Consider the following 14,937-nt stretch of genomic DNA (forward strand, 5'->3'; position numbering starts at 1 on the left):
CTATGGGTAGGATATGAATCAGGTCATTCGCTTCCTTCGATCCGGGCTGCGCTTTTTCCTTGCCGGCCTCGGCACTCTTGTGGTCCTGCTCCTCCTCATCATCGCCTTTGTCGGCTTCACGACACCCGGCGCGCGGCTCGTCGCCTGGGCAATCGAGAAATATGCCGCAACGCCCGACCAGATCGTCCGGATCTCGGATCCAAGCGCCCTGTTGACCGGCGATTTCAGGGCCGGCTCGGTCACGCTTTTCGATGGTAAGGGGATCTATGCGGAAATCCGGGACCTGTCGGTCAACTGGTCGCCGGCCGAGCTCCTGTCCATGCGGTTCGATGCAAGCCATATTTCGGCGGGTTCGATCCGCGTCGAACGCACCCCCATTCCCTCGACCGAGACGAGGGAGGTACGCAGGAGTTTCGCACTGCCGCTCGAGGTCAAGATCGACGCCTTCGATCTCAAGGAGATCATGATCGGCAAGGCAATCGCCGGTGAGGATCAGTTCCTGACCGCGCGCGGCAGGGCCAACGCCACGAATTCGAGCATCGCCCTGGCCTTCGATGCCGCCGTACGCGATCGCCCGGAGGCGCACGCCGTCGCGGATATCGTCTTCAATCCGGGCGGCAACCAATTGAAACTGGAAGCGAATATCTCCGAACCGAAGGGAGGACTGCTCGCCAAGCTGCTCGGCTTGCCGGGCGAGCCGGCTGTCGGCATCGCCTTGACCGGAGAAGGGCCGCTTTCCGACTGGGCGGGATCGGGCATCGCCTCGCTTGACGGCAACGAGATTCTCCGGCTCGACGGACGCCATGTGCAGGCCGGGGACGGCATGCACCGGCTGGCCGTCTCCGGTGGCGGAGCCTTCGTTTCACTCGCGCCGGCGATCTTCAAGCCGCTGTTCGAAGGCACGACGAGCATTGACGTGACGGCTGTCTTCGACGGATCGAGCAAGGTCGAGATCGAGACCGGCAAGCTTTCGACCGGTGCACTGACGCTCGACGCCTCCGGGACGGTCAACAGCGAGGGCGAGAACAACCTTCAGGCAAGCCTTGCAGGCACCAGCGGCGCCATCGACTTCCGCTGGCCGCTGAGGGAAGGCGAGTTCAGCGCGCTGATCAACACCGCCAATCTGTCGCTGATCGGCGACGGACAATCGGCGATCCTCGACGTCGCCGCCGATCTCCCTTCCGTCTCGCTGCCGCAGATGAGCCTTGGCGCCGTTCGGCTTTCGGCGCAAAGCGACGCTTTCAATCTGCAAACGCAATCCGGACCGCTGAAGACGACCGTCGAGGTCGGCGAGAGCCGTTTTGCAAGCGCGGATCTCGACCGGGCGATCAGGGCGCCGCTGAAGCTCGACGGAACGATCGATGTCCGCCCGGAGAACATCCGCTTCGATCCGCTGACGATCGAAAGCGCGAGTGTCGGCGGCAGCGTCACCGGCAACCTGAACCGCGTCAATACGACGGTCGAGGCAGCCTTCAAGCTGTTCGCGATGCCTGGCGTTCTGCCACCCGGCATCGCTGCAAAGTTCGACAACACGATTGCGGCAACTGGAAGCGTCGCGACCGGTGAGGACGGCAGCGTCCGGCTGAGCGGGCTGGAAGTCAAATCCGGAACCCTGGACGCTTCGGGTACCGTGACGCTCGCCGACAGCGCGTTGACCGCAGATATCGAGGGCAATTTGCCCGATCTCGGCAGGCTCATCGCCGACGCCCGGGGTGCGGCGGCGTTCCGTGCTTCGATCTCCGGTCCGCTCAACGAACTCGGCATCAAAGCGGAGCTGACCTCCAGCGGCGCAACGCTGGCCGGCCGCATGCTGGAAGAACTCAGAATCAACGCCGATGCGACGGCGACGCCGAACAACCCTCAAGCCAAACTGACCGCAACCGGAAACCTCGGCGGCCAGGCGATCAACGCAAGGGCCGATGTGGTCTCCGAGAACGGCCGCACCTCGATCCCGACCCTGGAGGCGACGATCGGCGACAACCGGCTGACCGGCGCACTCAATCTGACGCCGGACTTCAAGCCGGACGGCACGGTCGACTTCAACCTGCCCGACCTCGGCCTGCTGGCCGCGATGGCCGGCCAGACCGCATCCGGCGATCTCGCCGGTTCGGCAACGGTACGCACCGTCAATGGCGTCACTTCCGTGTCGGTCAAGGCAAGCGGCGGCAGCATCAGCCGCGATGCGCTGACGATTGCCAAACCCACCGCCGATATCACCATCGCCGATATCGCCAGGCTGGCGATCCGGGGCAACATCGGTGCGGAAAGCCTCGGGCAGGGAGAGAACCGCCTCTCGGGCCTCGCTCTCGCCTTCGAGCAGCAGGCGGGACGGACCGGCTTCTCGATCGATGCCGCCTATGATGGCGCGCCGGTCGCAGCCACGGGCGATCTCGTCAGCGATGCCGGTCGCACGGAAATCCGGCTGGCATCCTTCTCGGCAACCCCGAAGCGGGTTCCGCTGCAGCTTGCCGCGCCGACGACGATCGCCATCGAGAACGGCATCGTTCGCCTCAGCGACCTCACCATCCTTGCGTCGGACGGCACGATTGTCGTCGCCGGCACCGCCGGCGAAGAGCTCGACATTTCGGCGCAAATCAACGCGCTCCCCGCGACCCTGATCAACACCTTCGCCCCGACGCTCGGCGCCGAGGGCACGATCGGCGGCACCGTCGATGTCAGCGGGGCGGCAGCAGCACCGGTGGTCGGGTACGAGCTCGGCTGGAACGGCGCATCCATCGCATCGGTTCGCTCCGCCGGCATCGTCGCGCAGGACGTCATGGCGAAAGGCACGATCACGGTCGCCGCAGGCGATGTCCGCTTCGATCCGACGACGATCGAGAGCGGCGGCTTCCATGGCAACGTCACCGGCCGCCTGGACCGTGCCAATGCAACCGCCGAGGTGGCCTTCAAGCTCTTTGCCGAACCGCATCTGCTGCCCCCCAATCTTGCCGCAAAATTCGACCGGACGATCGCGGTATCCGGCAAGGTCGAAACCGGCGAAGGCGGCAGCGTCAGACTGAGCGCGCTCGAACTCACGTCCGGCACCATCGACGCCCGCGGCACCGCCGCGCTTGCGGATGGCGCCCTGACGGCGGCCATCGAAGGCACGCTGCCCACCCTCGGCAAGCTGCTTGCGGACGCAGAGGGCACAGCCGCATTCAGCGCCGACATCTCCGGTCCGCTCAACGAACTCGGCATCAAAGCGGAGCTGACCTCCAGCGGCGCAACGCTGGCCGGCCGCACGTTGACGGACTTGATGATCAATGCCGACGTGACGGCCAAGCCCGGCAGCCCGCAGGCAAAGCTGACTGCAACCGGCGCGCTCGGCGGCCAGGCGATCAATATCCGGGCGGATGTGGTGTCCGAGAACGGTCGCACCTCGATCCCGACCCTGGAGGCGACGATCGGCGACAACCGGCTGACTGGCGCACTCAATCTGACGCCCGACTTCAAGCCGGACGGCACGGTCGACTTCAACCTGCCCGACCTCGGCCTTCTGGCCGCGATGGCCGGCCAGACCGCGTCCGGCGATCTCGCGGGTTCCGCGACGGTACGCACCGTCAATGGCGTCACTTCCGTGTCAGTCAAGGCAAGCGGCGGCGGTATCAAGCGCGACGCCTTGACGATCGCAAGACCTGTCGCCGACATCAGCATTGCCGATGTCGCCGCGCTCGCGATCAGGGGCAGCGTCCGGGCAGACAGCATCTCGCAGGGGGCAAACCGTGTCTCAGGCCTCAACCTGACTTTCGACCAGCAGGGTGGCAGGACGGGTTTTTCCATCGACGGAAACTATGATGGCGGGCCGGTCGCAGCCACGGGCGATCTCGTCAGCGATGCCGGTCGCACGGAAATCCGGCTGGCATCCTTCTCGGCAACCCCGAAGCGGGTTCCGCTGCAGCTTGCCGCGCCGACGACGATCGCCATCGAGAACGGCATCGTTCGCCTCAGCGACCTCACCATCCTTGCGTCGGACGGCACGATTGTCGTCGCCGGCACCGCCGGCGAAGAGCTCGACATTTCGGCGCAAATCAACGCGCTCCCCGCGACCCTGATCAACACCTTCGCCCCGACGCTCGGCGCCGAGGGCACGATCGGCGGCACCGTCGATGTCAGCGGGGCGGCAGCAGCACCGGTGGTCGGGTACGAGCTCGGCTGGAACGGCGCATCCATCGCATCGGTTCGCTCCGCCGGCATCGTCGCGCAGGACGTCATGGCGAAAGGCACGATCACGGTCGCCGCAGGCGATGTCCGCTTCGATCCGACGACGATCGAGAGCGGCGGCTTCCATGGCAACGTCACCGGCCGCCTGGACCGTGCCAATGCAACCGCCGAGGTGGCCTTCAAGCTCTTTGCCGAACCGCATCTGCTGCCCCCCAATCTTGCCGCAAAATTCGACCGGACGATCGCGGTATCCGGCAAGGTCGAAACCGGCGAAGGCGGCAGCGTCAGACTGAGCGCGCTCGAACTCACGTCCGGCACCATCGACGCCCGCGGCACCGCCGCGCTTGCGGATGGCGCCCTGACGGCGGCCATCGAAGGCACGCTGCCCACCCTCGGCAAGCTGCTTGCGGACGCAGAGGGCACAGCCGCATTCAGCGCCGACATCTCCGGTCCGCTCAACGAACTCGGCATCAAAGCGGAGCTGACCTCCAGCGGCGCAACGCTGGCCGGCCGCACGTTGACGGACTTGATGATCAATGCCGACGTGACGGCCAAGCCCGGCAGCCCGCAGGCAAAGCTGACTGCAACCGGCGCGCTCGGCGGCCAGGCGATCAATATCCGGGCGGATGTGGTGTCCGAGAACGGTCGCACCTCGATCCCGACCCTGGAGGCGACGATCGGCGACAACCGGCTGACTGGCGCACTCAATCTGACGCCCGACTTCAAGCCGGACGGCACGGTCGACTTCAACCTGCCCGACCTCGGCCTTCTGGCCGCGATGGCCGGCCAGACCGCGTCCGGCGATCTCGCGGGTTCCGCGACGGTACGCACCGTCAATGGCGTCACTTCCGTGTCAGTCAAGGCAAGCGGCGGCGGTATCAAGCGCGACGCCTTGACGATCGCAAGACCTGTCGCCGACATCAGCATTGCCGATGTCGCCGCGCTCGCGATCAGGGGCAGCGTCCGGGCAGACAGCATCTCGCAGGGGGCAAACCGTGTCTCAGGCCTCAACCTGACTTTCGACCAGCAGGGTGGCAGGACGGGTTTTTCCATCGACGGAAACTATGATGGCGGGCCGGTCGCAGCCACGGGCGATCTCGTCAGCGATGCCGGTCGCACGGAAATCCGCCTCGCCTCCTTCTCGGCAACGCCGAGACGCATTCCGTTGAGGCTTGCCAATCCCACCGTCGTTGCGATCGGCAACGGCGTCGTGCGTCTCAACGACATCGTCATTCAGGCGTCGAGGGGTACCATCACGGTCACCGGCAAAGCGGGGGAAAGGCTCGACATCTCGGCGCGACTGAACGCCTTGCCTGCGGCACTGATCAACACCTTCGCGCCCACTCTTGGTGCGGAAGGCACGATCGCCGGAACAGTCGACATCGACGGCACACCGGCCGCACCGGTGGTCGCATACGATCTCAGGTGGAGCGGTGCGTCCGTCGCGCCAGTCCGTTCCGCCGGAATCGGCGCCGTCGACATTTCCGCGAACGGCAGGCTTGTCAACAACCGCGTCACGCTCGACACCGTGTTGTCCGGTGCTTCCGGGCTTTCCATCAGGGGTGGCGGCACCGTGGAGCTCGGTGGTGCGATGCCGCTTTCGATGAGATTTTCGGGCAACGTGCCCTTCGCGCTGCTTGCCAATCTTATGGCGCAAAACGGCTTCACGCTCACCGGGTCCGCAACGGTCGATCTTTCCATTTCCGGCTCCGCGAGGGCGCCGCAGATCAGCGGCACGATCAGGACTGCCGGCGGTCGGCTGGTCGACGTTCGGCGCAATCTCGCTCTCAACGACCTGACGGCAAACGTCACGCTCGACGGCAGGCAGGCGACGATTTCGAGACTTTCCGCCAATCTCGCCAGCGGCGGCTCGATCGAGGCAAGCGGCACCGTCGGGATCGCTGCCAATTCCGGTTTTCCTGCGGATTTGCGCATCCGCCTCAACAACGCAACCTATGTCGACGGCACGCTCTTCACCGCGAATCTCGCCGGTGACTTGACGCTCAAAGGTCCACTCGTCGCGACGCCGGTGCTCGGCGGCAGGCTGACGATCCGCCGCGCGGCGATCACCGTTCCGGAAAAACTGCCAACGTCGCTCACTGCGATCGACATCACGCACAGGAACGCCCCGGCCAGAGTGCAGCAGATGACAAGGACTTTGCGCAGAGACACCTCGGCAGGGGCCAACGCCAGAGGCGTCATCGCCTTCGATCTTGTCGTCAGTGCTCCCGGACAGTTTTTCATGCGCGGGCGCGGTATCGACGCGGAGCTCGGCGGCGAGCTGACGATCCGTGGCACGGCCGTGCAGCCAATCGTTTCCGGCGGCTTCGACATGCGGCGCGGACGGCTCGAAATTCTCGGCAAGCGCCTCACCTTTACCCGAGGGCGGATCGGTTTCGGCGGCGACCTGATCCCGACGCTCGATCTCGACGCAACTTCGAGTGCCGGTTCGACGACCATCACCGTCAATGTCTCCGGGCTCGCCAACAATCCGCAGGTGACGTTCTCGTCCTCGCCGGCGCTGCCGCAGGACGAAATACTGGCACGCCTCATCTTCAACCGGTCGCTCAACAACCTGTCGGCATTCCAGATCGCCCAGCTCGCGTCGGCCGTCAGCCAGCTCGCCGGCGGTGGCTCGACCTCCCTGCTCGACGGCCTGCGCAACAAGCTTGGCGTCGACGATCTCGATGTGACGACCGACGAGAGTGGCGGCACCCAGGTGCGCGCCGGCAAATACCTGAACGACCGGACCTATCTCGAATTGCAACAGGGCTCGGGGGCCAGCGCCGGCAAGGCCGTGATCAACCTCGATGTCGGCAGGGGCGTCAAGCTGCGAGGTGAAGCGGGTGGAGACGGATCGGCAGCCGGCGGTGTCTTCTTCGAGAGGGAATACTAGATCACGATGATTTCGGTCGAATCGACCCAAAATCGACCCGTCGAGCCGCCTATGCAAATCCAAGAGATCGACCTGCCGCCCTGCTTCCGCGACCGGCTTTCGGGCTACGCGTCACAAAAGGACACGCTTGGCCAGTCGACGTCCACTGTGTTCCTGCTCAGCGCCGACGACCGGCCCTCGCTTGTCCTCAAACATGAAAAGTCAGGACCGTTCGCGGAAAACGAGGCGGCGCGTCTCAAGTGGCTGAGGGCGCAGAGCGTGCCCTGTCCGCGAGTTCTCGGGCAAGAGCAGCATGCAGGACAGACCTGGCTGTTGATGGAGGCGGTCGAGGGGATCGACCTTGCCTCGTCTCCGCTCACGCCTGCCCAACGCATCGCCATTCTTGCCGATGCCCTCCGCAGCCTGCACCGCCTCGACCCGGCCACTTGCCCGTTCGATCACCAACTGAGGAGGCGCATCGCCGCCGCGGAGGCGCGCATGGACGCCGGCCTTGTCGATGAGAGTGATTTCGACGACGAACGGCAGGGAAGGACGGCGAGAGAGCTCGTCTGCGAGCTTCAAGCGCGGATCCCGAAGGGCGAGCAGTTGGTGGTGACCCATGGCGACGCCTGCTTGCCCAACATCGTCGCGCGAGCGGACCGATTCGCTGGCTTCATCGATTGCGGCCGCCTCGGCGTTGCGGATCTTCATCAGGACATCGCACTCGCCTGCCGAAGCATCGGCTACAATCTGGGAGAGGACTGGGTTCAGCCCTTTCTCGACCGATATGGGTTGCCGGATCCCGATCCGGAAAAGCTTGCCTACTACCGCCTTCTGGACGAGTTTTTCTGAAGCTGACGGGCGTGGACAGTTTCCGCTCGACTCGCGCATTGTTCGAGCTTCTTCCTCAAAAAACGCAGCACCCTCCACGCACGACCGGACGTGGCCACCTGCGGGAATTGGGGTAGCGCCTGCGAGCCCCTCCCATTGTGGAGAGTTCAGAAAGGAAGGGCGAAACGACAGGGCAGCGGCACACGGCCGCCTTGTCAGGCGGCGTTTCGGTCGACGCCGAACGCGTCCAATACCTCGCTTTCGTCATTGGCGGTGAACAGCGCCCATATGTGCCCGAACGGATCGATGAGGGCGCCGACCCGATCTCCCGTCGGCAGCGTCTCGGCGGCATTGCGCAGGCTCGCGCCAGAACCGATTGCCCGTCCGAGCACCCGGTCCACATCGTCGACGTGGAGTTCGAGGATGGCCGCGGTCGTGCCGAGCGCGTGCGGCGACCGCGGTCCGCCAAGCCCCGGCTCGGCATCCCGGCGCGGATTTGCGCCTGCGACGCGGAAGACGGAATCGCCGATGCAAAGGTCGGCGCTCGTCAGGATGCCGCTCCACTCATGGCGCTGCAGAAGCTCGGCGCCGAAGACGTCACGATAGAACGCGATCGCTCGCTCCTCGTCCCCATGCCTGACGAACAGCTTTATGCAAATCTGCCGTGCAGGGCCGCCATTGTACATGGCCATGACAACCTCCCAGGATCGCGATGAACGTGATTGTTTCCACTGCATGATTCCTCAAATCGGAACCGATTTGAGGAATCATGCAGCAACTCAAAGTGCTACAGCGACCTTTGCGCGTCTCAAGAGACGCGCGGCGCTGTAGAGAACGAGTACGGATGCGGAAAGACGCCGCGCACTTTCGTATCCCTCCGGCGGGGACCGCCTTGCGAAGTTCCGCTTATCCCGTGAGTCTGCGCTCTTAAGAGTGGACTTAAGAGCGCACTGAGCAATTCATGGGACATGCAGTTTTGCTGACCGGACCAGAGCGGCGGCGGCGGTGGTCGTTGGAAGATCGCGCGCAGATACTGGCAGAGGCTTTCGCCCCAGGCGCGGTTGTTTCCGAAGTTGCACGCCGCTTCGAGGTTTCGACCGGCCTGATTTACACATGGCGGCGGCAGGCTTTGGTCCAAGAGGCCGAGCCCGCCTTTGTGCCGGCAAAGCTCGTTGACTCTGCCAGCAGTGACGCAGTCGAATTGGCCATGGCGGTGGACTTCCCGAACGGCGTCAAGGTGAGAATTGGCTCAGCAGCGCCATGCGACCTGGCAGCCGCGATCATGCGGGCGCTCAAATGATCCCGATCAGTTCCGGGGTGCGGGTGTGGATCGCGAGCGGTCACTGCGACATGCGCAAGGGCATGCAGGGTCTGGCTCTGCTGGTGCAGGAGGGCCTCGGTCGCGATCCGTTTAAGGGCGACGTCTTCGTCTTTCGCGGTCGTAGCGGCCGACTGATAAAAGCCCTTTGGCATGATGGGATCGGCCTATCGTTGTATGCGAAACGGCTCGAGCGCGGCCGCTTCATCTGGCCGGCGACGGAGAGTGGCGCAATCGCGCTGACCGCCGGTCAGATGTCCTATCTGCTGGAGGGGATTGATTGGCGAAATCCGCAGCAGACATGGCGGCCGACGAGTGCCGGGTGAGCCGCCCGAACGCGAATATTCCGGGGCAAGTCCTTTGAAACACTAGGCAAATCAGGACTTCTGTGATTCACTTCGGGCATGGAAAACAGCCCTGATTTGCTTCCCGACGATGTTGCCGCCCTGCGGGCAGAGCTCATCGCGGTACGCGCCAAGGGCGCACAGATCGAGGCTGAACTTGCCGTTGCCAAGGCCAAGGCGTCGGAGGATCTTGCCGTCATTGCCCGGCAGAAGCTGCGCATCGAAAAGCTCGAGCGGCAGCTCTATGGCCCGAAGGCAGAGCGTCGCGCCCGGCTGATCGATCAGATGGAGTTCCAACTGGCAGAGTTGGAGATGGCGGTGACCGAGGACGAACTCGCGGCCGAAATGGCGGTCGCGGCCACCGTCAATGTCGCCGGCTTTACCCGCAGCCGGCCGGCGAAGAAGTCTTTCCCCGATCATCTTCCGCGCGAACGCGTCGTCGTGCCCGGTCCCGTGAGCTGCCAATGCTGTGGCGGCGACCGACTGCGCAAGCTGGGTGAGGACATCACCGAGACCCTCGAGGTCATTCCGCGCCAATGGAAAGTGATCCAGACGGTGCGCGAGAAGTTCACCTGCCGCGATTGCGAGAAGATCAGCCAAGCTCCGGCCCCTTTCCATGCCATCCCGCGCGGATGGGCCGGCCCCAATCTCCTGGCGATGATCCTGTTCGACAAGTTCGGCCAGCATCTGCCGCTCAATCGTCAGGTCGAGCGCTTCGAACGCGAAGGCGTTTCCCTCAGCCTGTCGACGGTGGCCGATAGCATCGGCGCATGCTGTGCCGTACTCGATCCGATCATCAAACGGATCGAGGCCCATACGTTTGGGGCAGATCGATTGCACGGCGACGACACGACGGTCCCGGTTCTGGCGGCAGGAAAGACCGATATCGCCCGAAGTTGGGTCTATGTCCGCGACGATCGACCGTTCGGCGGCACAGCCGCACCGTCGGCGATGTTCTACTATTCCCGTGATCGCGCGGGCGAGCACCCGCAGGCGCATCTTGCCGGCTATAGCGGCATTCTGCAGGCGGACGCCTATACCGGCTACACCAAACTCTATCTTCCGGATCGACGGCCAGGCCCGATAACGGAAGCAGCCTGCTGGGTCCATGCGAGGCGGCCCTTTTTTGCGATGGCCGACGTCGAGGCGAATGCGCGCCGAAAAGCGCAGGGCAAGAAGGCGGCCGTCATCTCGCCGATCGCGCTGGAAATGGTGGAGCGGATCGATGCCCTGTTCGACATCGAGCGCGAGATCAACGGTCAGAGCGTGGAGCTCCGCAAGGCCGCTCGTCAGGATCGGAGCCTGCCTCTGGTCCTCGAGCTGGAAGCATGGATGAAGGCTCAGCGTGCCAAGCTGTCTCGCAACGATGATCTCGCCAAGGCCTTCGATTACCTGCTGAAACGCTGGCCTGCCTTCACCCTCTTCCTCGACGACGGGCGTGTCTGTCTGTCGAACAATGCCGCCGAACGCGCCCTGCGCGGCATAGCCTTGGGCAGGAAATCCTGGTTGTTCGCCGGATCGGACCGCGGTGGCCAGCGCGCCGCCGCTATGTACAGCTTGATTGTCTCGGCCAAGATGAACGACGTCGATCCGCAAGCCTGGCTCGCCGACGTGCTTCACCGCATTGCCGGTTATCCCGCGCATCGGCTCGATGAGCTCCTGCCCTGGAACTGGAAGAGCGCGTCGCCAGTGGCGCACAAGCTGGCAGCCTGAAGATGCCGGCTTCTCTGGTCCGCCTGAAGATCACCCTCGACCACGTCGAACCGACGGTGATGCGGCGCGTTGTGGTGCCGTTCCGCATCAAGCTCCATCGCCTTCATGAGGTGCTGCAGGCGGCGATGGGCTGGAGCAACAGCCACCTTTACGAATTCCGCATCCGCGACGTCGGCTTTGGTCTGCCTGATCAGGACTGGGGAGATGGCCCGCTCGATGCGCGCAAGATCTCGCTGCTGGCGGCAGTCGAAGACATCGGCGCGAAATCGTTCAAGTACCTTTACGACTTCGGCGACGGCTGGACGCACAGCATCAAGATCGAGCGCACGTTCCCCGTCATCGGCCCTGCGGAGCCAATGCTTCTCGAAGCAGCCGGACGTTGCCCTCCCGAGGACATCGGCGGGCCATGGGGCTATCAGGAGTTCCGCGAGGCTCTCGCCGATCCGACCCACGAGCGGCACGCCGAGCTCGTCGAATGGTGGGGCAGCAACGAATACGATCCGGACCAGGGCAACTTCGCCGAGCTCAACAAAGCCGTCGATGATCTGGCGGCAAAGTGGGCCCGCAAATCACGCCGAAAAATCTGAAAGTCCTTCAGCCTGCGGTCTTTGCCGGATGCTTACGCACTTTCCTCATGCCTCTCTTTTTCGCTGAGGTGGGATATCTTACAGGGAATAGGGAACAAAGCAAGAACAAACTGCTTTGCGACGGCAAAAAATGGGCGATGCAATGGCGTCAGGACGCTCCGCTCATCTTGCTGGTCTTCAGGAGGATATTGGTCTCGGTCACGGTGATGCCGTCGATGAGCCGGATGCGCCGGAGCGTTTCATCGAAGCTGACGAGGTCGCGATCCTCCAGTTCAGCGATGAAATCCCATCGTCCGTTGGTGCTGTGGAGTGCCCTGACCTGCGGCAAGCCGCGCAATTGATCCGCAACGCGGTCGGCCATCTTGCCGTGAACTTCGATCATGACGACAGCGCGCACACCGGACGCCGGAATTTCCGAGCCGGTCCGGATCGTGAAGGCCGCAATCGTTCCATTTGCCACCAGCCGATCGATGCGCGCAGCAACGGTCGCACGCGACACGCCCGTCATCGCCGAAAGCGTCGAGACCGGTGTGCGCGCATTCTGTCGGAGCGCGCTGATGAGGGCTTGGTCGAGATCGTCCATGTTTCTCAATTTGGCAAATTCGTCTTATCAATATGGCGATTATAGCCTTCCAATCGACAGTTTTCCATCTTTTTGCTGTCATGCCTTTTGACGATAATCCGCGCCATTCTTGCGGGAATCAGAGGAAGGAAAAGGGCGGAAATGAAGACCATTACCTTGATCGGCGCACCCATCGAAGAAGGTTCCGGACGGCGCGGCGCGGCCATGGGCCCGACGGCGCTGAGGATCGCCGGCATCGACACGGTTCTGGCCGAACTCGGCCATACGGTTCACGACGAAGGCGATGTCCGGCCGCTGCCGGCACGCGATCTCGCCAATCATGCGCGGGCCAACAACCTGCAGATGGTCGCAGCCTTCGCCCGCGCGTTGCACGACACCGTGCACGACGTCGCGCGCAAGGGATATTTCCCGATCATCCTCGGTGGCGACCATGCGCTTTCCATGGGCAGCGTCTCCGGCATGGCCCGCCACGCCGACGAGGTCGGCCGGCCGCTTTTCGTCCTCTGGCTCGATGCCCATGCCGACTTCAATTCGCCCGACACTTCGCCCTCCGGCAACATGCATGGCATGCCCGTCGCCTTCTTCTGCGGCGAGGCGGAATTCGCCCCGATCCTCGCCAGCGATCGGCCGCTGGTCGACCCGAAGAAGGTCTATCAGATCGGCATTCGCTCGGTCGACGCGCGCGAGCGCGAGGAGATCACCGAGCACGGCGTCAATGTCTACGACATGCGCGCCGTCGACGAACTGGGCATGGCCCAGATCATGCGTCAGATCCTCGATGAGGTCCGCGCCGCCAACGGCCTCTTGCATGTGAGCCTCGACGTCGATTTCATGGACCCGGAAATTGCGCCCGGTGTCGGGACCACCGTTCCAGGCGGCGCGACATTCCGCGAAGCCCACCTGATCATGGAGATGCTCTGCGACAGCGATCTCGTCTCCTCGCTCGACGTCGTCGAACTCAACCCCTTCCTCGATGACCGCGGCAAGAGCGCCCGTATCCTGGTCGAGCTCACGGCAAGCCTCTTCGGCCGTCGCATTCTTGACCGGCCGACCCGCGGCGCATGAAGGTAACTGAGGCATCTCGGCGATCTCGCGCATGACCCACGAGGCGCGCGGCGCCACGATACAACCCGGAGGAATTATTTATGACGACAACTGAGGCCCTGATCGAAACCGAATACCGGCTGGGCGCGCATAACTACAAGCCGCTCGACGTCGTGCTTTCGCGCGGCGAAGGGGTCTACGTTTGGGATATCGACGGCAATCGCTATCTCGACTGCCTGTCGGCATACTCCGCCGTCAACCAGGGCCATTGTCATCCGAAGATCTTCAAGGCGATGATCGAGCAGGCGCAGAAGCTGACGCTGACCTCGCGCGCCTTCCGCAACGACCAGCTCGCGCATTTCTACGAGGAGATCGCAGCGCTTACCGGCTCGCACAAGGTGCTGCCGATGAACTCCGGCGCCGAAGCGGTCGAGACCGCCATCAAGGCGGTGCGCAAGTGGGGATACGAGGTCAAGGGCGTCGCCGACGACAAGGCGGAGATCATCGTCTGCTCCAACAATTTCCACGGCCGCACCATGGGCATCGTCGGCTTTTCGACCGATCCGGACGCCCGCAGCGGCTTCGGGCCGTTCGCGCCGGGTTTCAAGATCATTCCCTTCGGCGACATCGACGCGTTCCGCGAAGCGATCAGTGAAAACACCGTCGCCTTCCTCGTCGAGCCGATTCAGGGTGAAGCCGGCGTGATCGTGCCGCCAGCGGGATATTTCACAGGTGTGCGCGAGCTCTGCACGAAACATGGCATCACGCTCATTCTCGATGAAATCCAGACCGGTCTCGGCCGCACGGGCAAGCTGCTTGCGGAAGAGCATGAAGGCATCGAGGCGGATGTGACGCTGATCGGCAAGGCGCTGTCCGGCGGCTTCTATCCGGTCTCAGCCGTGCTTTCGAATTCGGAGGTGCTCGGTGTCCTGAAGCCCGGCCAGCACGGCTCGACCTTCGGCGGCAATCCGCTTGCCTGCGCGATTGCCCGGGCAGCGCTGAAGGCGCTCACCGAAGAGGACATGATCGAAAATTCCGCCCGGATGGGCGAGCGCTTCCAGAACGGCCTGCGCGATATTCGCTCCAATATCATCAGGGATGTTCGTGGCCGCGGCCTCATGCTCGCCGTCGAGCTGGTTCCGGAAGCCGGCGGCGCCCGCAAATATTGCGAGGCACTGAAGGCGCGCGGCATTCTTGCCAAGGACACCCATGGCGACACGATCCGCATCGCCCCGCCGCTCGTCATCACCGAAGACCAGGTCGATTGGGCGGTCGAACATTTCGCGGCCGTACTCGCCTCCGCATGAAACGATACTTCCGATCCGTCTCGACATCGGGGCGGATCGGCCGCTTCGCAAAAGCAAGTCTTAACGAATCCCGGCTTAGAATAGCTCCCCAAAGCGCAAAGCGGGTTCCTCCGCGCATGATGCAGCCTGCGCCCCGCCGGATGTCCTCGGCGGATTGTAACGACAGCCCCTGAC

The 14,937-nt window shown here is 63.8% G+C and carries 10 protein-coding genes; 8 read left to right on the forward strand and 2 right to left on the reverse strand.

Annotated features, from left to right (window positions below):
* Positions 1–13: 13 nt before the first annotated feature.
* Positions 14–7,057 (forward strand): translocation/assembly module TamB domain-containing protein, encoded by a 7,044-nt coding sequence (locus RB548_RS17050; RefSeq protein WP_331372414.1) that lies wholly within the window; start codon positions 14–16, stop codon positions 7,055–7,057.
* 51 nt (positions 7,058–7,108) lie between these two features.
* Positions 7,109–7,888: an APH(3')-II family aminoglycoside O-phosphotransferase gene (locus tag RB548_RS17055; protein WP_331372415.1), complete on the forward strand. Its 780-nt coding sequence runs from the start codon at positions 7,109–7,111 to the stop codon at positions 7,886–7,888.
* A 194-nt stretch (positions 7,889–8,082) separates the two neighbouring features.
* On the opposite strand, the gene RB548_RS17060 is transcribed toward RB548_RS17055, so the two are convergent.
* Positions 8,083–8,559: a VOC family protein gene (locus RB548_RS17060; RefSeq protein ID WP_331372416.1), complete on the reverse strand. Its 477-nt coding sequence runs from the start codon at positions 8,557–8,559 to the stop codon at positions 8,083–8,085.
* Positions 8,560–8,828: 269 nt separating this feature from the next.
* Here RB548_RS17060 and tnpA point away from each other — a divergent pair, with 269 nt between their 5' ends.
* The 4 genes from tnpA (at position 8,829) to RB548_RS17080 (ending at position 11,829) form a co-directional block, all read left to right on the forward strand.
* Positions 8,829–9,167: an IS66-like element accessory protein TnpA gene (gene tnpA / locus RB548_RS17065; protein WP_331372417.1), complete on the forward strand. Its 339-nt coding sequence runs from the start codon at positions 8,829–8,831 to the stop codon at positions 9,165–9,167.
* Entirely contained in the window at positions 9,164–9,511 is a 348-nt protein-coding gene (gene tnpB, locus RB548_RS17070; RefSeq protein WP_041414013.1) for an IS66 family insertion sequence element accessory protein TnpB, read from the forward strand. Before tnpA ends, tnpB begins: the two co-directional genes overlap by 4 nt.
* Before the next feature lie 78 nt (positions 9,512–9,589).
* Positions 9,590–11,242, forward strand: coding sequence for an IS66 family transposase (gene tnpC / locus RB548_RS17075; RefSeq protein ID WP_331372418.1), 1,653 nt, complete (start codon positions 9,590–9,592; stop codon positions 11,240–11,242).
* Positions 11,243–11,244: 2 nt separating this feature from the next.
* Complete coding sequence (locus tag RB548_RS17080; protein WP_331372419.1) at positions 11,245–11,829, forward strand: plasmid pRiA4b ORF-3 family protein; 585 nt, start codon at positions 11,245–11,247, stop codon at positions 11,827–11,829.
* 148 nt (positions 11,830–11,977) lie between these two features.
* Here the strand turns inward: RB548_RS17080 and RB548_RS17085 are convergent, their stop codons facing one another.
* Positions 11,978–12,412 carry an Lrp/AsnC family transcriptional regulator gene (locus tag RB548_RS17085; protein WP_331372420.1) on the reverse strand — a complete coding sequence of 145 codons (435 nt, stop codon included), beginning with the start codon at positions 12,410–12,412 and terminating at the stop codon, positions 11,978–11,980.
* Positions 12,413–12,553: 141 nt separating this feature from the next.
* On the opposite strand from RB548_RS17085, the gene rocF reads away from it, so the two are divergent.
* Together rocF and rocD are read left to right on the forward strand one after the other, a co-directional pair.
* Positions 12,554–13,477, forward strand: a complete 924-nt coding sequence (gene rocF / locus RB548_RS17090; protein WP_331372421.1) for an arginase — start codon at positions 12,554–12,556, stop codon at positions 13,475–13,477.
* 80 nt (positions 13,478–13,557) lie between these two features.
* Positions 13,558–14,763, forward strand: a complete 1,206-nt coding sequence (gene rocD, locus RB548_RS17095; protein ID WP_331372422.1) for an ornithine--oxo-acid transaminase — start codon at positions 13,558–13,560, stop codon at positions 14,761–14,763.
* Positions 14,764–14,937 lie beyond the last annotated feature (174 nt).

It is taken from the genome of Sinorhizobium chiapasense (assembly GCF_036488675.1).
Taxonomy (GTDB): Bacteria; Pseudomonadota; Alphaproteobacteria; order Rhizobiales; family Rhizobiaceae; genus Sinorhizobium; species Sinorhizobium chiapasense.

Coding starts and splice junctions, on each gene's coding strand:
- RB548_RS17050 (WP_331372414.1), top strand. CDS start 14: ATGAATCAGGTCATTCGCTTCCTTCGATCCGGGCTGCGCTTTTTCCTT.
- RB548_RS17055 (WP_331372415.1), top strand. CDS start 7,109: ATGCAAATCCAAGAGATCGACCTGCCGCCCTGCTTCCGCGACCGGCTT.
- RB548_RS17060 (WP_331372416.1), bottom strand. CDS start 8,559: ATGGCCATGTACAATGGCGGCCCTGCACGGCAGATTTGCATAAAGCTG.
- tnpA (WP_331372417.1), top strand. CDS start 8,829: ATGGGACATGCAGTTTTGCTGACCGGACCAGAGCGGCGGCGGCGGTGG.
- tnpB (WP_041414013.1), top strand. CDS start 9,164: ATGATCCCGATCAGTTCCGGGGTGCGGGTGTGGATCGCGAGCGGTCAC.
- tnpC (WP_331372418.1), top strand. CDS start 9,590: ATGGAAAACAGCCCTGATTTGCTTCCCGACGATGTTGCCGCCCTGCGG.
- RB548_RS17080 (WP_331372419.1), top strand. CDS start 11,245: ATGCCGGCTTCTCTGGTCCGCCTGAAGATCACCCTCGACCACGTCGAA.
- RB548_RS17085 (WP_331372420.1), bottom strand. CDS start 12,412: ATGGACGATCTCGACCAAGCCCTCATCAGCGCGCTCCGACAGAATGCG.
- rocF (WP_331372421.1), top strand. CDS start 12,554: ATGAAGACCATTACCTTGATCGGCGCACCCATCGAAGAAGGTTCCGGA.
- rocD (WP_331372422.1), top strand. CDS start 13,558: ATGACGACAACTGAGGCCCTGATCGAAACCGAATACCGGCTGGGCGCG.